Source organism: Bradyrhizobium sp. ISRA442 (assembly GCF_038085055.1).
In the GTDB taxonomy this organism is placed as follows: domain Bacteria; phylum Pseudomonadota; class Alphaproteobacteria; order Rhizobiales; family Xanthobacteraceae; genus Bradyrhizobium.
In genome coordinates this window covers 127,112-148,369 of sequence record NZ_JALGCN010000013.1, presented here as the reverse complement: position 1 = coordinate 148,369, position 21,258 = coordinate 127,112, and the positions used below count along the sequence as shown (strand labels likewise).

Sequence of the window (21,258 nt, the reverse complement as noted above, 5' to 3'; positions counted from 1 at the left end):
CGGCGCTCGACGATCCCCGCTAGAATTATCCTGGGGAGCGGGATCGGAAGCTGCCGAGGAGAAGGATGAGCGGGCGCACGACCATTGCGTCGATCAAGCCGTGGCGAGCCGCGGCGGCGCTGCTGTGTCTCGCCCTCCTGTTCGCTGTGTGTATCCTGCCTGAGCCCGCGGACGCCGACGAGTCGAACGCCCTCACGCGAAGCGAGCCCAAGCACATATTGGTGCTGCATTCCTTCGGTCGCGAGTTTCGGCCATGGAGCGAATATGCGCGCAGCATTAAGGCCGAGCTCGAGCGGCAGTCGCCCTGGCCTCTCGACATTCAGGAGCATGCGCTCCTTACCGCACGCTTCAACAATCCGGGGCCGGAAGCGCCCTTCGTCGAATATCTGGGCTCACTTTACCATGGAGCGCCGCCCGATATCGTGCTGAGCATCGGCGCACCCGCAGCACAGTTCGTGCAGAAATACCGGGGAAAGCTCTTTCCGGATACGCCGATGGTGCTGACCGCGGTCGAGCAGCGGCTTGTGAATCAGCTCGATCTCACCGACAACGACGTCGTCGTAGCAGTCCGTAACGATTTCACGGCTGCCTTCAAGAACATCCTCCAGGTCCTGCCCGCTACCAGGACGGTCGCCGTTGTGGTTGGCGCCTCACCGCTCGAAAGGTTCTGGATCGACGAGGTGAAGCGGGAGCTGAAGCCCATGGATGGCCGGCTTGACCTCGTCTGGTACTCCGACTTGTCATTCGATGAGATATTGAAACGCGCATCGAGTCTTCCGCCCCACACGGTGCTGTTCTGGGGGCTGATGTCGGTTGATGCCGCCGGCATCGTCCACGAGGGCGATATCGCCCTGCGCAATCTGCATGCGGTTGCGAACAGGCCAATCTTTTCCTACCAGGAGCCATTCTTCGGCGGCAGCACGGTCGGAGGGCCCATGCATTCGGTCGCGGAAACCAGTTCAAAGACCGTCGGTGCCGCCATCCGCATTCTCGGCGGCGAGAAGCCCGCCAATATCAAGTATGAGCCGATCGGATTTGGGCCGCCGAAATATGATTGGCGCGAATTGAACCGCTGGGGCATCAGCGAAAGCGATTTGCCGCCAGGTAGCGAAATCCTGTTTCGCGAGCCGCACCCCTGGGAAAGCTACCGATGGCAGATATTGTTGATCATGGCCGTGATCCTGGTGCAGGCGGGCCTAATCAGCGGATTGCTCCATGAACGCCACCGCCGCCAAGTCGCCGAGGTCGAATCGCGTCAGCGCCTCGCCGAGCTCGCCCACGTCAATCGCTACTCGGCCGTCGGCGAGTTGACGACCTCGATCGCGCATGAACTCAATCAGCCGCTCGGATCCATCCTGACCAACACGGAAACCGCGGAGCTGATGCTCCAGGGTACCTCGCCGGACCTCGATGAGATCCGGCAGATCCTTGCCGATATCAGGCGCGACGATCAACGCGCGAGCGAGGTGATCCGCAGGCTGCGCAGCGTGCTGAAGAAGGCGCCGTTCGAGATCCGGGATATCGAGCTCAATGACACGGTGCGCGACGTGATCGGTTTCGTAGCCGCCGTCGCCGAAGGGCGCCGGATCGTATTGACCTATATGCCCGCCGTCGCCGATCTTCACGTCAAGGGCGATCCGGTCCAGCTCCAGCAGGTCATTCTCAACCTGATCATCAATGCGATGGACGCGGTCTCGGACGCGGACATGAAGAAGCGTGAGGTCAGCGTCTCGACCGAGCGTACCGGCAACCAGGCCGAGATCAGGGTCGTCGATACCGGTCCGGGGATCGCGGCTTCAGATCTTACAAATGTCTTCAATCCGTTCTTCACCACCAAGCCGCAGGGCATGGGTATGGGCCTTGCGATCGCCAAGACCATCGTCGAAGCTCATCACGGCACGATCGCAGCGATGACCCAGCCATCGGGCGGGGCGCTGTTCACGATCAGGTTGCCGATCATCCGTTGACGGCCACGCCTCGAGCCGTCTCTCCCGCGTTGCAACAGCGTGAGGGTGCCCTTTCGTTGATCTTGATCAACATACACCCATGCTCCGACCCCGATCTTCCTGGACTGGAGGTCCATGGGAGGTGGTGATGTTTCTCTGCGGCAAGACCCTGATGGCGCTTGCGCTGCTGATGGCGATCCCGGTCGCTGCAACGGCGCAGACCGCCGACAAGCCGGCGACCCCGAGCACGCAGGCGCAGCCTTCAAGTCCGCCGGCGCCGACCGCGGAGCTTCTGAAGCCCGAACAGCTCGAAGCGCTGGTCGCGCCGATCGCGCTCTATCCCGACGAACTCCTCGCCAACGTGCTGGCCGCATCGACCTATCCGCTCGAGGTGGTGCAGGCCGACCGCTGGCTGAAGGAGCGCAAGACCCTGAAGGGCGATGCGCTCAAGGCCGAAGTCGACAAGCAGGCCTGGGACGACAGCGTCAAGGCGCTCGCCAGCACCGCCGATGTTCTCTCGATGATGAGCGACAAGCTCGAATGGACCAAGAATCTCGGCGATGCCTTTCTCGCGCAGCAGCCCGACGTGATGGATGCGATCCAGCGCCTGCGCAACAAGGCCTATGACAACAAGAAGCTGGTTACGACCAAGCAGCAGAAGGTCAGCGTCCAGAGCCAGGAAGGCAGGCAGGTCGTCGTGATCCAGCAGGCCGATCCCCAGACGGTCTACGTGCCGTACTACGATCCGGCCACGGTCTATGGTAGTTGGCCTTATGCGGACTATCCGCCGTACTACTTCGGCTATCCCTCCTATATCGGCGCCGGCATGGTCGCAGCCGGCATCGCCTTCGGCACGGCCTGGGCGATCGGGCGCTGGGGCAATTACTGGGGCGGCGGCTGCAACTGGGGTAACCGCAACGTTTACGTCAATCATCGCACGACCAACATCGCAAACGGCTGGCAGCACAATCCGGCGCATCGCCAGGGCGTGCGCTACAACAACACCAACGTCCAGCAGCGTTTCGGCAACAACAATCTGAAGGCTGGCGCGTCCGACCGGATGGATTTCCGCGGCCGTGATGGCCAGCAGGTGCTGCGGCCCAATCAGGGTGCCGGGGATCGGGCGGGCGATCGCGGCGGTGACCGTGCCGGAGATCGCGCGGGTGATCGCGCCGGCAATCGCGGTGGCGATCGGGCAGGCGCAGGTGATCGTGGCGGTGACCGTGCAGGTTCGCGCGACCGGCCCGGCGGCGGCGATCGTGCCGGTGCCGGCGATCGCGCCAAGGGTGCCGGTGATCGCGCCAAGGGCGGCGGCGATCGTGCAAAGGCCGCCAACCGCGGAGGTGGCGGTGCGGGCAACCGGGCCGGCGCCGGCGGCGGCAATCGCGGTGGCGCCATGAATGTTTCATCCGGCCGCGCGGCGGCCGCGGCATCGGCTCGCGGCCGCGCGAGCATGGCGAGCATGCCGCGCGGTGGCGGCGGCGCGAGCTTTGCCGGGCGCGGTGGCGGTGGTGGCTTCCGTGGCGGAGGCGGTGGAGGCGGCTTCCGCGGAGGCGGCGGCGGTGGCCGTCGCTCCGATCTCGCGCTGAAGCACGACGTCGTTCTCCTCGGTCATCTCGCCAATGGCCTCGGCTATTACCGCTTTAGCTATATCGGGAGCGACAAGGCCTATGTCGGCGTCATCGCGCAGGAGGTCGAGCGGGTGATGCCGGACGCCGTGACCCGCGGCGGCGATGGATATCTGCGGGTCTATTACGAAAAGCTCGGATTGAAATTCCGCACCTACGGCGACTGGCTGGCTGGCGGTGCGAGGATTCCTGCGGAGGTATCGCCATGATCGGTCTGAAATCGCTTCGAGGTGCGGCCGTGCTGAGCCTCGTGGCGTTGGCGCTGCCCGGCGCGTCACAAGCACAGGAGGCCTACAAGACGCCAGAGGACGCAGCCGCCGCGCTGGCGTCCGCGGTCAAGAGCGGCCCCCGCGACATCCTGAAAGTGCTCGGCAAGGCCGCCGAAGACATCGTCTCCTCCGGTGACGAGGTCGCAGACGCCGACACACGCCAGCGCTTCACGTCGATGTACGACGCCAAGCACGCGATCAAGGCGGAGGGCAACAAGACGGCGACGCTGATGCTCGGGCCGGACGACTTCCCGTTCCCGATTCCGCTGGTCAACACCAAAGGCGGCTGGGAGTTCGATACCGACGAGGGGCGGAAGGAAGTGCTGTATCGCCGGATCGGTCGCAACGAGCTGGATGCGATCCAGACCGCGCTCGCCTATGCCGATGCGCAGAACGAATATGCCGAGAAGGATCGCGGCGAGGGCGTGGGCGTCTACGCCCAGCGCATCGTCTCCACGCCCGGCAAGAAGGATGGCCTGTTCTGGCGCGACGACAACGATCCGAGCCCGCTCGGCGCGCTGGCGGCCGAAGCATCGAAGGAGGGTTACAGGGCGGGCGATGCGGGGCCGGCGCCGTATCACGGCTACTACTTCCGTATCCTGAAGGGCCAGGGGCCCGACGCTCCCGGCGGCGCGCTCAACTATGTCGTCAAGGGCAAGATGATCGGCGGCTATGGAATGATTGCGTGGCCTGCGGAATACGGCAACTCCGGCGTCATGACCTTCCTGGTCAATCATGCCGGTACGGTCTACCAGAAGGACTTGGGCAAGCGGACCGAGTTCATCGCAGAGCGTACGACGCTGTTCGATCCGGATCAGACCTGGAAGAAAGTCGATGCCGCAAAGCCATGACCTGCGAATGGCGTTGCGGCTGCGCGCAGGCCGCTTGATCGCGATTGTCCTGCTGGCACTGGCGCTCGCCGTGCCGGTCACGCCATGCCTCGCGCAGGCCGTCGGCCATGTCCGGGTCAAGATCGTCAAGGCCGGTCTCCTGGTCGGCGGCGGCGCCGGCAGCGGTGTGCTGACCTACCGCGGCAAGGCCTATCCCTTCAAAATCACTGGCATGAGCTTCGGCATCACGGTCGGCGCCACGGTCGGCCGGCTCGACGGCTGGGCATCGGGTATCCGCGAGGTCAGCGACTTCGCCGGCACCTACAGCTCAGTCGGCGGCGGCTTCGCCCTGGTCGGCGGCGTCAGCGGTGTCCACTTGCGCAACGAGAAGGGCGTCACGATCGTGCTGCAAGGCCCGAAAGCGGGCCTGGAGCTTGCGGCAAACATCAGCCAGATTGCAATCGCGCTGAGATGATCCGACGCCTTTTGCCGGTCCAGTGATGCGGCAGGGGCCTTGCATCGTGCTGAAAGAGTGAACGCTCGTCCCTTTCCTGCGGGAGACTCGATCGATTTCTTCGTCGAAAGTGAATTGCCTCACACGCGCCGGCGAATTTCGGGGCTTATGAACCGGTCAATGCGAGGGGAGACGCGTCGTGACGATGAGCGAGCGTTTTTCGACTGAAGCAGGTCGAGAAAAAACGGTGAAGCCGTGCGGTCCGCCGCCGATACCGCGATGGTGGCAATGCGTGCTCAGCGCTGCGCTCGTCCTGTGGGTCCTCCGCGTGCCGGCGACAACGACCGTGCTCGGATGGCTTCTGCTCGGTGTCGCGCCGCAGGCGCAGGACCTGTTCACGGAGTTTACGGATCTGGCCGACACGTGGCTGCGGATGGTTCTGTTCGTGTTTGTGCTGACGCTGCTCTGGGCCCTGCCGACCCATTATGCCGCCCGCATGCTGGTCAACAGCGATTCCAGGCTGCCCGTGAATGCAACCCCGTGCCTTGAGGGCGCGGCAGTCTATCTGCCCCGTCTGCTGGGATTGCTGACATTCGTGGCCGTCGAGGTCTCGATCCTGCGCTCCTACATGAACATTCCGACGCTGGACGAGCAGGACGTCGTGCAGCGTGTCGAGCATGCGCTGCTCGCATTGGCAGTTCTGGTCGCGCTCGGTGCCGGTGCATATCTGGCCTGGATCTACCTGCGGCCCCGCCATTTCAGGCCGAGAGGCCTGCTCGGGCGCCTCAATGCCAAGCTCGGATGGTTCTGGCAAGCGGTCTCTCCGGGACGCAAAAGCGGGGCGGCAGACGAAGAGAGCCGCGACTTCGGCAGGCTCATCCTCGCCGCTGTGTTCGTCATCTTTGCGTTGATATTTCTGCTGGGCGCCGATCGCGTGGCCGCCTGGTTTCCGCGGTCGATGGCGATTCCGTTCATCCTCGGCGGATGGTTGCCGTTTCTGACCTATCTGTCCGGCCTTGGACGGCAACGTCGCGCGCCGTTGATCACGGGACTGGCCATGCTGGTTGCGATCGTCGCCGTCATATTCGGCGATAACCACACGGTGCGCCGAGTGGCGTCCAAGGACGCCGCACCCATGAAGATCGAGGAGGCGATCGACCTTTGGATGACAGAGAACGGTTGCAATCCGAAGGCCTCCAACAATACGCCCGTCCGGAATTGTCCGCGCCCGATCATCGTCGCGGCGGCCGGTGGAGCAAGCCGGGCCGGTTTCATGATGGCAAGCATGGTGGGCTACTTCATCGATACCGACCAAGGGGAGTCGTATGGAATCAAGACCCTGAGCTCCCGCGATGTCCGCAACCGTTTGTTCGCGATTTCAGCCGTATCGGGCGGCGCAATGGGAGCGGTGATGGTCACCGCAGCGCTGGGCGCGGCATCACCGGTCGCTGACAAGCCGCCTTGCGTGAACGCGGCGGTCGATCAGTGGTGGGGATTCAAGGTCAACAATTGGCGTGATTGTTTCGAGGCATTGACCAGCGGGGACTTCCTCACGGCCGGTTTTCTCGGCTTTGCTTTCAACGATGCGCTGCCCTTCGCCTTCCGCGACCGCGCGGCGGTGCTGGAAGACAGTTGGCGCAATCGCTTCCGCGACGTCGTGCCCATGGCAAAGCAAACGACAGAGTCGGACTGCCGGGGCCTGGATTGTCCATTTCTTTCGTTACGGCCGCAGCCGGGACACTGGATCCCGCTGCTGGTCCTCAATGGCACCTCCGAGGCGATCGGCCGCCGGATCCTGACCACGCCGCTGGCGATGAGCTATGTGCCGCCGGGCCAATGCCCGACGGCCGTCGCAGCGAGCCCCTGTCCGTTGTTCGTGGAGGCTGACAGTTTTCATCAATTGCTGCGGACGCAGAACGCTTCCCGGCACCAGCGTGATCGATTGGGCATGTCCGGGCAATTTCTGTACAGCAAGCCGCAGAACAACGATATTCGTCTGAGCACGGCTGCGCTCAACTCGGCGCGCTTCCCGCTGATCTCGCCGCCGGGTTCGGTCCGCAATCAGGAGTATCGGCTCGTCGATCGCATCGTGGACGGAGGCTATTTCGAGAATTACGGCACGCTGACCGCCAGGGAATTGGCCTTGGCCCTGCATGCGATCGCTCCGCAACTCAAGCCGCTCGTGATCGTGATCTCGAATGATCCTGCCGATCAGCTCGGTCCCGCTGACGACGTTGCCAATGATCCGCAGGTTCCGTCACGCCCGACGGCAACGGCGGGTGAAGTGCTCAGCGAGGTCACCGCTCCGATCACCACGGTCTTCAACGCCCGGACGGCGCATGGCGTGCAGGCTGTCGATGCATTGCGCACCTGGTTGCACGCTGCCATTCCGGAGTGCGACAAGCTCGTGATCCAGCTCCGCATCTCGCCCGATGGCGACAAACCCCTGTCCATGAGCTGGTGGGAATCGCCGCTCGTCCAGCGTCGGATCCATCGCCAGACCGAAGGCGATCCGAATTCCAATTCCGGAGGCGGGAAGGAGAGCAACCAGAACCTTCCGCGTTTGAAGGCCATCTGGCAGGAAATGCAATCATCAAGCTGCAAGGAAAATCCCGCATAGGCGGCGTCCGCGTGCGAGGCTCGTCCAATGTCCTCCGCGCAAGTCAGCATGCGCGTTGGCTGGCGTTCGAAAGCAGCAAGCGGGCGCAAAGACCCTTGGGCTCGTTGTCGCGCAGCAGGAGCGATCCGCCATGGGCAGCCGCGATGGCCTGCGCGATCGCTAGGCCCAGCCCGAACCCCGCGGTCTCGTCCATGGTGCGGGCTTCTTCACCCCGCACGAAGGGCTCCAGCATCGCCGCCTTTTTCTCGTCCGGGATTCCAGGGCCGTCGTCGCAGACCTCGATGACGATGTGGTCGCCGGCGAGCGAGAGCGCGACGATTACCTCGGTCCCGAACCGCGTTGCATTCTCGACGAGATTCCCGACCGCACGGATGATCTCATCCGACCGTACGGTGACCGCGGCCCTGTCGGGCCCCTGATAGGCGACCGCATGTCCGCAATCGGAAAACTGCTCGCAAACCATCTGCAGCAGCGCGGCGAGGTCCACCAGCGTCGGCTTGACGGCGCTCTCGCTGCGCAGCAGTGACAGGACGGACTCGAGCATCGACTGCATCTGATCGAGGTCGCGCAGCGTCTGTGCGCGCTGCGTGGGGTCGTCGATGTATTCCGAGCGCAACCGCAGGCGCGTGATGGGGGTCCGCAGGTCGTGGCTGATGGCCGCGAGCATTCGCGTTCTGTCGTTCATCAGCGCGGTGATCCGCTCGCGCATCCGATTGAGCGCCTTGGCCGTCGAGCGGATCTCCTCGGGGCCGGTCTCGGGCAGGGGGGCGGACGACCGGCTCAGGCTGAAATCTTCCGCCGCGCGGGCGAAGGCGGATAGCGGCGAGCTGAGCGCGCGGCCAGCCCATACGCCAAGAAGCGTGACGCTTGCGACCAGGAACAGCAGCGTGCTCGTCCAGAGGCCGCTGACGAACGGCGGCAGCTTGGGGGATCCGATGGTGCCTTCGAGCACTTCGTTGTTCGGTAGATAGAACCACACCCGATCGTCCTCCGACGAGGCGCCTCTAACGATATCGACCTGACCGTCGAGCGGTGAGGGGATTGTCGTGAGGCTTCGGCCGGGCGGTGGCGCGACAGAACCGGGGCCGCCCTCTCTCAATTGCAGCTTCAGCGCGGGGAAGGTGCGGTCGATGTTTTGCAGAACGATGCCGCGCTCGGATCGCGGCGTGCTGGAAATGATCCGCGCGGCCAGCTCGAACTGCTCCATCGGCCTGTTCGTCAGCAGCTTCGGCCGGTTGAGCAGGAAGTATCCGGCTATCAGGACATGGATGAGGACGAGCGAGACCAGGATCAAGGCCGCGATCTGGCCGCTGATCCGCCTGAGGCTGAAGAGCGCCGCGATGTCGGCTGCGCGGCTCACGGCTGCTCCACCTCCGGCGTGAAGATGTAGCCGCCGGTCCGCACGGTCCTGATCATGGAGGTGCCTTCGCTCCTGTCGAGCTTGCGGCGCAACCGGCTCACCAGCACGTCGATGCTGCGGCCGAAGGCGCCGCCGGGCCGGCTGCGCGTCATGCTCAAGAGGTTGTCGCGGGTGAGGATCCGGCCGGGCCGTTCGCAGAAGGCCTGAAGGAGATCGAATTCGGCGCTGGTCACGGGCACCTGTGCGCCCTCGGGATCGCGCAATTCGCGCAGCCGGAGATCGATCGTCCAATTCCGGAACTTGAGCCGCGTCGCGGTCGGCCCCGCCGCCGACCCGCCCGACTGTCGGCGCAACACCGCATTGATCCTGGCAAGCAGCTCGCGTGGGTTGAACGGCTTCGGCAGATAGTCGTCGGCGCCCATCTCGAGACCGAGGATGCGATCGAGATCCTCGCCCTTCGCGGTGAGGATGATGATCGGCGTCGTCGACTCAACGCGCAGGCGGCGGCAGAGGCTCAGGCCGTCCTCTCCAGGCAGCATCAGATCGAGCACGATCAGATCGACCCGGTTCTGCGAGAGATAGCGGTCCATCTCGCGGCCGTTCGTGACTGCGCCAACCGCAAACGCGTGCTCGCGCAGATAGCGTGCAATGAGATCCTTGGTCTGTTGATCGTCTTCGACGATCAAGATGCTCTGCGTGCCGCTGGCCATGAAATGGATCAAATCCGGATCGTCGATCGGTGCTCGAATTGCGGGCGAATGTCGCGCCCGGGAAACTACGGTCATGGTGCAATCCTAGGGTCAGTCACGGGTCAATGCCACCACGGGATCGAGGAACGCGGCCCGCCGGGCAGGGAAATAGCCGAAGGCAACGCCGATCCCGGTGGAGGTCAGGAAGGCCGCCCCGATCGAGAACGGCGAATAGCTGACCTGAAAGCCCGGCATCGCGAGGTTGATCGCGGCGCCGAGCAGGATCGCGACGAGGATGCCCGCAATGCCGGCGATGGAGGAAATCAGCGTTGCCTCAACCAGGAACTGCTGGAGGATATCGCCGCGCCGGGCGCCGACCGCCATGCGGACGCCGATCTCGCCGATCCGCTCGGACACGGACACCAGCATGATGTTCATCACGCCGATCCCGCCGACGATCAGGGAGATGACCGCGATCGCCGCGACGAGGAAGGCGAGGGTCTGCGTCGCGCTGGCGATCGTGCGGCGGATGTCGTCGGTGTTGAGAATGACGAAATCCTTGGTGTTGTGCCGCTGCGTCAGGAGCGTCGTGACGGCATCCTGCGCCAGCGTGGTTGAGATCTCGTCGCTGATCCGAAGCAGGATGCTGCGGAGCGAGCGGTCGCCGGTGAACTGGGCCTGCACGGTGGTGTAGGGGAGATAGACCGACAGGTTCTGGTTCGAGCCGAAGCCGCCTTGCTGCTGGGCGATGACGCCGACGATGCGGCAGGGCACCTTGCCGAGCCAGATGACGCGGCCGAGCCCTGAGGTCTGGTCATCGGCGAAGAACGTCTTGCGGGTATTGTCGTCGATGACGACCTGCCGTTCGATGTTGCGGACCGCGTCAGCATCGAACAGGCGGCCTTTCGCGAGCTTGGCGCCCTTAACCTGGAAGTAGCTCTCGCCGACGCCGTTGACCAGCACGTTGGATTCGTTGCCGCGGTATCGGACCGTGGTGCTGGTCGAGACCGTCGGCGTCACGCCGGCGATGAAGCTTTGCCGGTCGAGGGCACGGGCGTCGTCGAGGACCAGCGTCTTGATCTTGCCGGCGCGCGCATCGCCAAAATCCTTGCCGGGAAAGACCTCGATCGTGTTGGTCCCGAGACTGGAGATGTCGGACAGGACCTTGCGCTGGGACGCGTTGCCGAGCGCGACGACGGACGACACTGCGGCGATGCCGATAATGATGCCGAGCATGGTCAGGAATGCACGGAGGCGATGCGCGGCCATCGATACCACCGCCATCTGCGCCGCCTCGCTCAAGCGCCGCAATGCGCTCGACCAGCTGAGGCCGCTGTCCCACGAGGCCCGCGCGTCCCGCCGGGGCGAATCCGGTGTGTCCGTCGGTCCAGTGCGGCAGTCGGAGACGATCTTGCCGTCGCGCAGCTCGATGATGCGCTCGGCCCGCGCAGCGACGTCGGAATCGTGGGTGACGATGATGATCGTCCGGCCCTCGTGGTGCAGCTCGCCCAATATTCTCAAAACCTCGTCGCCGCTGCGCCGATCGAGCGCGCCGGTCGGCTCGTCGGCCAGGATGACCTCGGCGCCGTTGATCAGCGCCCGCGCGATCGAGACGCGCTGCTGCTGGCCGCCGGAGAGCTGGTTCGGGCGGTGACCGCGCCGTTCGTTCACCCCTAACCGGGAGAGCAGCCTATCCGCGCGCGTGCGACGCTCGCGGGCCTTCATCCCGGCATAAATCGCGGGAATCTCGACGTTCTCGGCGGCCGTCAGGTCGCCCAAGAGATGGTAGCGCTGGAAAATGAAGCCGAAATGCTCGCGGCGCAGCGCCGCCAGCGCGTCCGGGTCGAACTCGGAGACGTTCTTGCCGGCGACGCGATAAATGCCGGACGTCGGACGGTCCAGGCAGCCGAGGATGTTGAGAAGTGTCGATTTGCCTGAACCGGACGAGCCGATGATCGCGACCATCTCGCCCGGTTGGATGCTGAAGGAGAGATCGTCGAGTGCGACTACCGTGGTGTCGCCGGCCGAAAACTCCCGGCGGACGGTGTCGAGTGCAATGATCGGATCGGTCATGCTAGGGTCCTGCCGGTGGGCCCGGCATGCCCCGCGATGCCGTCTGCATCTCGCTCGCTTCTCCGGTGACGACCCGTTCGCCTTCATCGAGGCCGGATTTGATCTCGACGGTGGTGCGGTCGCTGAGACCGATCTTGACCTCGCGCTCGTGAATCTCTCCGGACGCGCTCGCGACGCGAACCGTGCGGCGGCCGTCGGATCGTCGTGTTACGGCCAGCGCGGGAATGGTTCTTACGCGACTGGCCTCACCGGTGACGATGTGTACCTCGGCCGTCATGTAGGTCCGCAGCGAAAGATCGGGGTTCGGCACCTTGAACACGCCGATATAGTAGATTGCCGTGCTGCTGGAGCTCGACGAGGTCGTGCTCGAGGTCGAAGTCGTGGTCGAGGAGAAGCTCGCGTCGTTCTTGATGGACTCGGGCGCCGGCTCGATCTGCTCCAGGTGTGCCTCATAGCGATGGTCCTGATCGCCGAGAATAGTGAAGTAGAGCGGTTGTCCTGCCCTGACCTTGACGATGTCGGATTCGGAGATTTCCGCCCTGACCGTCATGGTGTCGAGCTGGCCGAGCACGACGATGGTCGGTGCGGACTGCACTGCGTTCACGGTCTGGCCTTCCTGCACCACGGTGGCGAGAACCGTGCCGTCGATCGGAGCGGTGATGCGCGTATATTCGAGGTTCACCCTGGCCGTCTCCACGCTCGCTTCGGCCCCCACGATCAGGGCCTCCAGCGCGACGATCTGGGCGCGGGTTTGCCGAACGGTCGCCTCCGCGCTGTCGAAATCGCCGCGCGAGGTCGCACGCTGCGCAAACGTCGCCTGCTGGCGCGCCAGGTTCGCCTCGGCAAGCGTGAGCGTCGCCTCCTTCTCGAGCTTCTGCGCGCGGTAGTTCTTCAGCGAAGCTTCGGAATTGCGCAGGTCGTTCTGCTTGGTGACGGGATCGATCTGGGCGATGACATCACCGGCCTTGACGGTGTCACCCACCTTGACGTTGAGCGCGGTGATCCGCCCCGAGACCTGCGCGCCCACGGCCGTGAGCCGTGCCGGCTTAAGTGTGCCGCTCGCAAGCACCTCCTCGCGCAGATCGCTGACCGTGACAGGCGCGGTGATGTAGGATTGCGTCTTGCCGGATGTGCCCGGGAAATGCGCGGCCGGAACGACCCCGGTCACCGCGGCGGCAAGCAGGGCAGCGGTGATCTTCAGGCGCTTTGCCGTGATCAGGCGCGTCACTTGAATGCCTCCCGCAGGTGAGGTCCGGTGTTCACGTCGACGATGATCGGGGTGGACACGTCGATCGGATCGACCCAGCCGCCGCCGAGCGCTTTTGCGAGCGCGATGTAGTCCTTGGCCGCCGAGACCTTGCTTTGAATGAGCGAATCCTCGGCCGAATAGAGCGAGCGCTCGGCGTCCAGCACGTCGATGAAGCTCGCGCTGCCGCTCTCGAACAGCGACCGCGACAGCCGCGCCGCCTCGCGGTAGTTCGTCGCCGCCTCGGTGAGCTTGGCAGAGCGAATGCGTTCGCGCGAGAGCGAGATCAGCGCGTTCTCGACGTCCTCGAGTGCAGTCAGCAGCGTGGCGTGGAACGTGGCGAACGCCTGATCCCGTTGTGCCTCGGCAACCCTGACGGCCGCATGGCGCTTGCCGGCGTCGAAGACCGGCACCGTGACCGAAGGCCCGACCGACCAGCTAACGCTGGAGTATTTGGCGAGATCGCCGGTGCGCAAGGCGGAGGTTCCCACCGAGCCGGTCAAGGAGACGGCGGGATATCGGTCCGCTTCGGCCTGGCCGATCTTGGCCGTGGCCTGTGCAAGCTTGCGTTCGGCGCTCGCCACATCGGGACGGTTGGTGAGGAGATCGGCGGGGATGCCCGCCGGCAACGGCATGCGCGGCGCAGGCACCGGCGTGGACTGCGCGAGCAGCGACGCGACGCCGTCGGGTGGACGTCCGAGCAAGATTCCGAGCCGGTGGACGTCGGCCGCGAGCGCGGCCTGATAGGCGGGAACGTTCGCCTCCGTGCTGGCGGCCTGAGCGGTTGCCTTGGCCAGATCCACGGCGGTGGCGCTGCCGGCTTCGTACTTCGAACGGGTGAGCCACTCGGTGTCGCGCTGCGAGGCTGCGGTCCGCATCGCCAGCGCGATCCGCGCCTGATAGCCTCGCGCTTCGACATAGTAAGCGGCGACGTCGCCGATGAGCGTGACGAGGCTGTCGCGCAGGTCCTCTTCGGCGGATTGCTCGGCGCGCGACGCCGCCTCGATGCTGCGCTGCGTGCCGCCGAACAGGTCGAGCTCCCAGCTCGAATCGAAGCTCGCCTGGTGCAGCGCGTAGGGGGCGCTGTCGACGAGGACCGAAGCGGAGCCCGCGCTCGTCTTGTCGTTTGTCATCGAGGCTGTGCCGCTGAGGGAGGGGAACAAGCCGGCCGCGGTTTGTTGCAGCGTGGCGCGCGCTTCGCGCACGACCGCTTTCGCCTTCGCGACGCTCGGGTTCGCGTCGACGGCTTGTTCGATGAGCCGGCCGAGCAGGGGATCGCGCAGGCGCAGCCACCAGCGATCCAGCCGTCCGGTGTCGTGCCGCGAGGCGGCCTTGCCGCTCCACTGCGAAGGCAGGTTCGGCGTGCGCGGGCCGGCATAGTCCGGACCCACCGCACAACCGGTCAATAAACTACCGACCGTCAGCATAAGGCAGAATGATCCGACACGCGACAGGATGAGGCAGAACGAGCAGGACGTCCGATGATGGCTCTCCTTTGCGACTGCCAGAGGCACGGCAGCGAATAATTTTGGCGACATCAATTCGACTGAAATCCGTTGGCCTGGCCCTCCAGGAGGAGCAAAGCGCTGGCTGTGCTCACAGGGGAGCCGGCCGCGCTGCGAGCCAGGTCGCCGTCAATAGCCCGTTGATCGTGGCGTTTCGGCAGGCAGAATGTTGCTGAATGTAAACAGATGTTGCGCGACGTCTCGGTCGCCGAAGGCTTTGCGGTGATCATGGCCGAGCTACCAGGAGAGCGGGATTCGCTGCGCAAATCCGCCGAGATCCGAGGCGGGGCTTAGCGGTTGGCGATCGAGCGGCCGGTTGTTGTTCTCGCGGGCGAACGAGATGCCCGGCGGAAAGGCATAGCCGCTGAACTTGCGCTCGCCTGGGAGCACCTCGGTCCCCCCATCGAGCGATGAACGCTTGCTGACATAGATGCGCGTGTGGGGCCCCGATTGGTAGGAGCGATTGGGATCGGGCGAACCATACTCATACACGCCGCTTTTTGACGTCTGTTCTCGATCGCGCTTGGTGGCCGTATCCGCCCTGCAAGTCAGTGTCGAAGCGAGGATTGCAATTAGAACCATTCTGGTTGTGACAAACGGATTCATCGGCGGGCGTCCCATGCAGGTCATCAGATGCCGATGCCTCTCGCATCGGCTTCACTGCGGGTAAAGAATTCACTTTTTGCGCGATGTTGCTGAGCGCTGGCGCGGCGCGCGTATGCGGCGACCGGCATGATGCCGGATTATTCCGGGCGCAAGAAGAATACGCGGTCACGGCGAATGCTCCGTTACGCGCATCGGGTGCGATCGGACGCCGGATCAAATTCAACCACCGGAAACAATGCGGCAACTTTGGAGCCACACCGCGGCCACAGCTTTCCCGTTTCAGAGCAAGTCATGTGGACTTGAGGTGCGGAATGTCTGTCTGGCGAGCCTGGTTGATCGTAGCCGCGGTGTACGGCGTATCGATTGCTGTTTCACTTTGCCTGCTAGCTCCGCCGCAGGCGGTCGCGCAGACCGCCGATACTATCGTTGTCGAGGGCAACCGCCGGGTGGAGGCCGACACGGTCCGCTCCTATTTCAAGCCGGGTCCCGGTGGCCGCCTCGATCAGCCCGCCATTGACGATGCGCTCAAGGCGTTGATCGAGACCGGTCTGTTTCAGGATGTGAAGATCGACCGGGTCGGCGGTCGCGTCGTGGTCTCGGTGATCGAAAACGCGGTGATCGGCCGCGTCGCCTTCGAGGGCAACAAGAAGATCAAGGACGAACAGCTCTCCGCCGAGGTCCAGTCCAAGCCGCGTGGTACGTTCTCCCGCGCCATGGTGCAGTCGGATACGCTGCGGATCGCCGAGATCTATCGCCGCTCCGGCCGCTACGACGTGCGCGTCACGCCCGAGATCATCGAGCAACCGAACAACCGAGTCGATCTCATCTTCACGGTCGAGGAGGGCGCCAAGACGTCAGTAAAGTCGATCGAGTTCATCGGCAACAGTGCCTTCTCGGCCTCGCGTCTGCGCGACGTGATCAAGACGCATGAGAGCAATTTGCTCAGCTTCCTCGGTAACAACGACATCTATGATCCTGACCGCGTGGAGGCTGATCGCGACCTGATTCGCCGCTTCTACCTCAAGCACGGCTTCGCCGATGCGCAGGTGGTCGCCGCACTTACGGAGTACGATCCGGACAAGAAGGGCTTTCTCGTCACCTTCAAGATCGAGGAAGGCCAGCAGTACCGCGTCGGATCGGTCGATTTCCGCTCCAGCATTCCAAGCTTCGACGCGGCTTCGATGCGGTCCTATTCGCGCGTCAGTGTCGGCTCGCTCTACAACGTCGAATCGGTCGAGAAATCGATCGAGGAGATGCAGATCGAGGCCTCCCGGCGCGGCTATGCCTTCGCGGTGGTGCGTCCCGGCGGCGACCGCAATTTCGAGGCGCACACCGTGTCCGTCGTATTCAATATCGACGAGGGACCGCGCACTTACATCGAGCGGATCAACATCCGCGGCAACACGCGTACGCGCGACTACGTGATCCGACGCGAGTTCGACATCTCCGAGGGTGATGCCTACAACCGCGCGCTGGTCGATCGTGCTGAGCGCCGCCTGAAGAACCTCGACTTCTTCAAGAGCGTCAAGATCACCACGGAGCCGGGCTCCTCCAGCGACCGCGTGGTCCTGATCGTCGATCTCGAGGAGAAGTCGACCGGTGACTTCTCGATATCGGGCGGTTACTCCACGACCGACGGCGCGCTGGCCGAAGTCTCGATCTCCGAGCGCAACCTGCTGGGGCGCGGGCTCTACGGCAAGGCGTCCGTCAGCTACGGCCAGTATTCGCGCGGCATATCGTTGTCATTCGTCGAGCCTTACCTGCTCGATTACCGGATGGCGCTCGGAATGGACGTCTCATGGCGCCAGCAATTGGCGAACAGCTACACGAGCTACGGCGTGACGACGCTGGGTTTCTCCCCGCGCATCGGCCTCGCGCTGCGGGAGGATCTCTCGCTCCAGCTCCGCTACTCGCTCTATCAGCAGAGCATCACGCTCGCCAGCGCGTATAACAATTGCAACAACAATGCGTCCAATACCTCACTGGCCTACAATCCGACGCCGGCTTACATCAAGAGTATCCTGGGCGGCGTGGATCCGACCAATTCGACGGATTCGAGTGTCTATGGATACGGCTGCTATGGTGACGGCGAATCGAGCCTGCCCGTCCGAAAGGAGCTGGCGAATGGAGCGACCTGGACTTCGGCGCTCGGCTATACGCTGAGCTACAACACGCTCGACAATACCAAGAACCCGACGGATGGATTGCTGATCGACTTCCGGCAGGATTTCGCCGGGGTCGGTGGCGACGTCACCTACCTGAAGTCCGCCGTTGATGCGAAATACTACCAGTCGCTGGTGTCCGAGATCGTCGGCGTGATCCATCTTCAGGGCGGCATCCTCAACAAGATCGGCGACCAGGATCTGCGCATGCTGGACCATTTCCAGATGGGCCCGAACCTCGTGCGCGGCTTCGCCTCCAACGGCATCGGCCCACGCGACATCACCTATGCCAGCTTCGGCGCGACCGGCGATGCGCTCGGCGGCACCAAGTATTGGGGTGCGTCGGTGGAGTTGCAGATGCCGTTCTGGTTTCTGCCAAAGGAAGTCGGCCTGAAGGGCGCGGTCTACGCCGACGCCGGATCGCTTTGGGATTACAAGGGACCGACATCCTGGTCGGCCACGGGCGAGGTCAACACGGCGGCTTGCCCCACCTGCGGACTTCAATATGACGACGGCAACGTGGTGCGTTCGTCGGTCGGCGTCGGCCTGATCTGGGCATCGCCATTCGGACCGCTGCGCTTCGACTACGCCGTGCCGATCACGAAGGGCAAATACGACACCGTCCAGGAGTTCAGGTTCGGCGGCGGCACGTCGTTCTAGCGGGACGCCGCTCGCCGAATGCCGGCGCTACCGCCCGTGACGATGATGACCCTTGCATTCCGCATGTTCGTTCTCCGCCGCGACGCATTTTGCCGTGCGTTTGTGAAAAGTCGTGATGTGTCCTTGCGGGCTTGATCGCGTGTTGTCCGAACTGGCGGGTGAGGCGAAGGCGCTCTGAAATCGTTACGGAATTCTCTTCCCTCATCCGAGAGGCGCACCAGAGCCTGCCGTCACGCTTGTCCGGAGCGACCGTGGACAGCGGTGGGCGAATACCCGATAATGGGTTCCTTGGAGTTGCAGGATGCTGTGGCCTGCGCTTGGACTTCCACGGAAGGGATATATCGATGACACGGGCTGGCGCCTACGGACAGAAGCTCGGGCAGTTCCTGCATCTCAAGGAGGCGCCGCCTTCGCTGGTCACGCGTTCGCTGCGCAGTACCGAGCTTGCGGTTACCGAGACGCGGAATAACAATCCGGTGCCGGGTCTGTCCGGCTCGCTCGCCGCCGAGGACGCATTTCTCGTCAGCCTGAAGCTCCACGATTACCCTGACTGCGAGCTCTGGGAGCGTGGCAAATGCATCATGACGGCGAACGTCCACGCGGGCACGACTTATCTGTACGACCTCAAGCGCGACCCGCGCTACGTGATCGACAAGCCGTTCCACTCCCTGTTCTTCTACATTCCGCGCTCGGCGTTCGACGGCATCGCCGAACAGTCCGGCGCGCCACGCGTGGACGAGCTCGATTGTCGGATTGGCATCGGGCATGACGACGCCATCGTCCGCCACATCGGTGCTTCACTACAGCAGGGGCTGCGCCGGCCGGACGAGACCAACCAGCTTTTCATCGACCATATGATGTTCGCGCTGACGGCACACGTGGCGCAGACCTATGGCGGACTTCAGCGCGCGGCGGAACCCAGCCGCAGCGGTCTTGCGCCGTGGCAGGTGCGGCGCGCCTGCGACAGGCTCGAGTCCGATCTCGGCGGCAAGCTGACGTTGCAGGCGATCGCAGCCGAGCTTGGCCTCTCGGTCAGCCATTTCTCGCGGGCATTTCGCATCTCCACCGGACTGCCGCCGCACCAGTGGCTGCTGCAGCAGCGCGTGAAGGCTGCCAAGCAGTTGATGAGCGTACGCGACCTGCCACTGTCGGAGATCGCTATATCGGCGGGCTTTGCCAATCAAAGTCATTTTACGCGGGTGTTCTCCGCGCTGGTCGGTGTCAGTCCGGGCGCGTGGCGGCGCGAAACGCAGGGCGCGCCGGGCCGCGAGACGTGATCTTGCCGAGGAATGTTTTGATCAGCGACGCTTCGCCAGTGAAATGGTGTAGGCGGCGCGCCGCGCCGCGAAGATTTCGTCCAGTGGCTGGCCGATGCCGTCGGCAAGATTCGCCGGGTTGAAGATGGATGCGTCGCAGGCCTCGTCCGCCTCAAAGGCGGTGATGACGATCGTACCCAGCCGCATCTCTTCGCGATTGTCCTCATCCGGCCACCGCATGGTCACGTCCATGGTGGGATCGCCGGGACGGCCGAGCAAAGCCATCACGTTGAAGCGGACATCGCCGGCAGCGATCCGGCGTTCGAGGTCGTAGCGCAGGAAGTCGGCCGATTTCGTCCTGGCCTCGTCCTCGGTCAAGGTCACGTCACCGCCGACGGGAATGACCTTGAACTTGATAAAGCGCGTCTCTCCCCTCGCATTCGTTGCGGGAAATGCGTGCACGCCCCAATAGGTCGTTCCGGCAAAGCTTGCGGGCAGACCGCGCGCTGCGATGTAATTTGCCTGATTCAGCGTTTCGGGATTGGCAGCGGAGAAGGCTTTGACCTTCTCCATATCGGGCTTGCCGTCGGCTCCCGGAATGCGGGCCTCGAGGAAGGCAAGCATCTGGTCGAGCGTCCTCGCAAAATGGACCGGGGCGCTTTCCACGAGAATGTCCGAGCGATGTGCGTCGTCGCCGAGCTTGAAGCTGAAGCCGCGCAGGACGAGATTGTTGGTATCCGGCACCTTGGGATTACCGCCGCCGACCGAGAAGCGGGCCAGCACGCGCGATGGCCGCGTGAAGCTCAGGGATCTCGTGACCTCAGCCGCGCGGTCCGACGGGGTATAGGTGCCGCGCACGCAGCAGCCCTTGGCAAAGCTCGCGCGGACCTTGGGCGGATTGCCGGCGACCGCCTTCAGGGTATCAACAATCAACGCAGGCGTCGCTGCGCCGCTTGCGGGCTGAGACATCGCGGCTCCTCGGGATTGTGCTTTTCAACGTGTGTTGTAGGCATCATGCGCGCCTGTCGTCTTTCCCGAAACAACCACATTTTGCCTAACCATGCTCGACGTGCGCCGCCGGAATTTCGTAGTGCGTGCGAGCTGTGTGGCAGCTTTTGCCGAGACGGGTTTGCCGGTGTGAAGCGCGCGCCTCGCACAATTCGCGATAAGCCATTGACGGTGCTGGCTCTCCGAATTGGCACGTCTGTTGCTCGCTACCTAAGCGTTCGCAATCACAGTGGAGTTCGTGCATGAGCATCAGCAGCATCGCCGGCGGAAACGCAGTGAGCTGGCCTTCTTCCGTCCGTCAGACGAAATCGACGTCGACAGCAGGATCGCAAGAGAGTGGCTCGACGCTGGCGCCCGGCATGAACGCCGATGCGCCTTACGACGCGATCAAGGTAGATCTGCCCAATGGCATGTCGATTGGAGTCGTCAGCTTCGGCAATGGCGGTCTCGACAGCGCCACGCTCAAGACCATTGAAGATTTCGTGGAGAGGCTGGCGCGCCGGGATACTTCCGGCCATCAGGCCACGAGCACCGACGGGACGAACGGGGCCTCCGGCGCCGACAACGACGACGGGCCGGGTGTCGTCGGATTGGACAAGATCCACGTGGACCTCCCGAACGGGATCTCCTTCGAGGTCCGTCACTCCTCCGGAGGTCAACCGACGGATAATCTGGCCGTCATGAAGGAGCTGACCGAGACCGCCGAGGAACTCGCCGAAGCCTTCGCAAGATATTCGCCGGCCTCGAGCGCGGCGGCTGCCTATGCCGCGCAGCAGGCGACGTCATCCGGCCGTACCAACCAGGTTGATACTCAGACGTGAGCATGGTTTTCGCGTTCGGGCCTCGTCGCGCCGTCCGGAGCGCGCCTTGTCATTCAAGGCGCGTTCGGGCGGATCTGCGACCAATCCGTCGGCCTGTTCCTGCAACACAGCAGCCTCCCATCCTT

16 protein-coding genes are annotated in these 21,258 nt (G+C 64.0%); 8 read left to right on the top strand and 8 right to left on the bottom strand.

The window, feature by feature from the left end:
* Positions 1–65 precede the first annotated feature (65 nt).
* From MTR72_RS25840 to MTR72_RS25825, 4 genes are all read left to right on the top strand, one after another.
* On the top strand, positions 66–1,967 hold the full coding sequence (locus MTR72_RS25840) for a sensor histidine kinase (RefSeq protein WP_341511499.1): 1,902 nt from the start codon (positions 66–68) through the stop codon (positions 1,965–1,967).
* A 127-nt stretch (positions 1,968–2,094) separates the two neighbouring features.
* Positions 2,095–3,783 (top strand): DUF3300 domain-containing protein, encoded by a 1,689-nt coding sequence (locus tag MTR72_RS25835; RefSeq protein ID WP_341511498.1) that lies wholly within the window; start codon positions 2,095–2,097, stop codon positions 3,781–3,783.
* Entirely contained in the window at positions 3,780–4,694 is a 915-nt protein-coding gene (locus MTR72_RS25830) for a DUF2950 domain-containing protein (protein WP_341511497.1), read from the top strand. The genes MTR72_RS25835 and MTR72_RS25830 overlap by 4 nt, the downstream gene beginning before the upstream one ends.
* Entirely contained in the window at positions 4,678–5,148 is a 471-nt protein-coding gene (locus MTR72_RS25825; RefSeq protein ID WP_341511496.1) for a hypothetical protein, read from the top strand. The genes MTR72_RS25830 and MTR72_RS25825 overlap by 17 nt, the downstream gene beginning before the upstream one ends.
* Positions 5,149–5,293: 145 nt before the next feature.
* On the opposite strand, the gene MTR72_RS25820 is transcribed toward MTR72_RS25825, so the two are convergent.
* Positions 5,294–6,226 carry a hypothetical protein gene (locus MTR72_RS25820; RefSeq protein WP_341511495.1) on the bottom strand — a complete coding sequence of 311 codons (933 nt, stop codon included), beginning with the start codon at positions 6,224–6,226 and terminating at the stop codon, positions 5,294–5,296.
* Between MTR72_RS25820 and MTR72_RS25815 the strand changes: the two genes are divergently transcribed.
* On the top strand, positions 6,185–7,747 hold the full coding sequence (locus MTR72_RS25815) for a hypothetical protein (protein WP_341511494.1): 1,563 nt from the start codon (positions 6,185–6,187) through the stop codon (positions 7,745–7,747). The genes MTR72_RS25820 and MTR72_RS25815 overlap by 42 nt on opposite strands.
* Before the next feature lie 43 nt (positions 7,748–7,790).
* On the opposite strand, the gene MTR72_RS25810 is transcribed toward MTR72_RS25815, so the two are convergent.
* The 6 genes from MTR72_RS25810 to MTR72_RS25785 all read right to left on the bottom strand — a co-directional run bounded on the left by MTR72_RS25810 (position 7,791) and on the right by MTR72_RS25785 (position 15,241).
* Positions 7,791–9,107, bottom strand: a complete 1,317-nt coding sequence (locus MTR72_RS25810; protein WP_341511493.1) for an ATP-binding protein — start codon at positions 9,105–9,107, stop codon at positions 7,791–7,793.
* Positions 9,104–9,817, bottom strand: coding sequence for a response regulator (locus MTR72_RS25805; protein ID WP_280971057.1), 714 nt, complete (start codon positions 9,815–9,817; stop codon positions 9,104–9,106). Before MTR72_RS25805 ends, MTR72_RS25810 begins: the two co-directional genes overlap by 4 nt.
* A gap of 90 nt (positions 9,818–9,907) precedes the next feature.
* On the bottom strand, positions 9,908–11,869 hold the full coding sequence (locus tag MTR72_RS25800) for a MacB family efflux pump subunit (protein WP_341511492.1): 1,962 nt from the start codon (positions 11,867–11,869) through the stop codon (positions 9,908–9,910).
* Position 11,870: 1 nt separating this feature from the next.
* Positions 11,871–13,097 (bottom strand): efflux RND transporter periplasmic adaptor subunit, encoded by a 1,227-nt coding sequence (locus tag MTR72_RS25795; RefSeq protein ID WP_341511491.1) that lies wholly within the window; start codon positions 13,095–13,097, stop codon positions 11,871–11,873.
* Positions 13,094–14,542: an efflux transporter outer membrane subunit gene (locus tag MTR72_RS25790; protein ID WP_341511490.1), complete on the bottom strand. Its 1,449-nt coding sequence runs from the start codon at positions 14,540–14,542 to the stop codon at positions 13,094–13,096. The genes MTR72_RS25795 and MTR72_RS25790 overlap by 4 nt, the downstream gene beginning before the upstream one ends.
* Before the next feature lie 315 nt (positions 14,543–14,857).
* Complete coding sequence (locus tag MTR72_RS25785) at positions 14,858–15,241, bottom strand: hypothetical protein (RefSeq protein ID WP_341511489.1); 384 nt, start codon at positions 15,239–15,241, stop codon at positions 14,858–14,860.
* Between the two features lie 296 nt (positions 15,242–15,537).
* Between MTR72_RS25785 and bamA the strand changes: the two genes are divergently transcribed.
* Positions 15,538–18,048: an outer membrane protein assembly factor BamA gene (gene bamA, locus MTR72_RS25780; protein WP_341511488.1), complete on the top strand. Its 2,511-nt coding sequence runs from the start codon at positions 15,538–15,540 to the stop codon at positions 18,046–18,048.
* Between the two features lie 344 nt (positions 18,049–18,392).
* Complete coding sequence (locus MTR72_RS25775) at positions 18,393–19,325, top strand: AraC family transcriptional regulator (protein ID WP_341511487.1); 933 nt, start codon at positions 18,393–18,395, stop codon at positions 19,323–19,325.
* Positions 19,326–19,346: 21 nt separating this feature from the next.
* Here the strand turns inward: MTR72_RS25775 and MTR72_RS25770 are convergent, their stop codons facing one another.
* Positions 19,347–20,273 carry a catalase family peroxidase gene (locus tag MTR72_RS25770; protein ID WP_341511486.1) on the bottom strand — a complete coding sequence of 309 codons (927 nt, stop codon included), beginning with the start codon at positions 20,271–20,273 and terminating at the stop codon, positions 19,347–19,349.
* Between the two features lie 398 nt (positions 20,274–20,671).
* Between MTR72_RS25770 and MTR72_RS25765 the strand changes: the two genes are divergently transcribed.
* Positions 20,672–21,133: a hypothetical protein gene (locus MTR72_RS25765; protein ID WP_341511485.1), complete on the top strand. Its 462-nt coding sequence runs from the start codon at positions 20,672–20,674 to the stop codon at positions 21,131–21,133.
* Positions 21,134–21,258 lie beyond the last annotated feature (125 nt).